The organism is Streptomyces sp. SPB074 (assembly GCF_000154905.1).
Classification (GTDB): Bacteria; Actinomycetota; Actinomycetes; order Streptomycetales; family Streptomycetaceae; genus Streptomyces.
In genome coordinates this window covers 5,652,854-5,653,507 of the sequence record NZ_GG770539.1, presented here as the reverse complement: position 1 = coordinate 5,653,507, position 654 = coordinate 5,652,854, and the positions used below count along the sequence as shown (strand labels likewise).

Annotated in this window: 1 pseudogene; it reads left to right on the top strand. The window is 77.5% G+C overall.

The window, feature by feature from the left end:
* Positions 1 to 145 precede the first annotated feature (145 nt).
* Positions 146 to 654, top strand: a pseudogene (locus SSBG_RS23940) (AAA family ATPase); the annotation flags it as partial.

Sequence of the window (654 nt, the reverse complement as noted above, 5' to 3'; positions counted from 1 at the left end):
CCCCGTCGCCGCGGGGCCCCGCCGCCCCATCCCGTCCCACCGCCCCGCCCCGTCCCGCGCTCCCCCGGCAAGGCCCCCCGCCCCGTCCCATCTCACCGATCCGTCCTCCCGGGCCGCACGTCCCGGGCCCCGAAAGCAGCACGCGATGACCGCACAGCCCCCCGCGCCCCTGTCCCTGCCGCCCCGGCTCGTCCTCGCCGCGCCCTCGTCGGGCAGCGGCAAGACGACCGTCGCGACCGGGCTCATGGCCGCCTTCCGCGCCGCCGGGCTCGCCGTGTCGCCGCACAAGGTCGGGCCCGACTACATCGACCCGGGCTACCACGCGCTCGCGACGGGACGCCCCGGGCGCAACCTCGACGCCTACCTGTGCGGCACGGACGCGCTCCTGCCGCTCTTCGCGCACGGCGCGCGGGACGCGGACCTCGCCGTGGTCGAGGGCGTCATGGGGCTGTACGACGGGGCCGCGGGACAGGGGGAGCTGGCCTCGACGGCGCAGGTCGCGAAGGTGCTGGGCGCGCCCGTCGTGCTCGTCGTGGACGCCTCGGCGCAGTCGCGCTCGGTCGCGGCGCTCGTGCACGGCTTCGCGTCCTTCGACCCGGCCACGCGCATCGCCGGGGTGATCCTCAACAAGGTCGCCTCGGACCGGCACGAGGA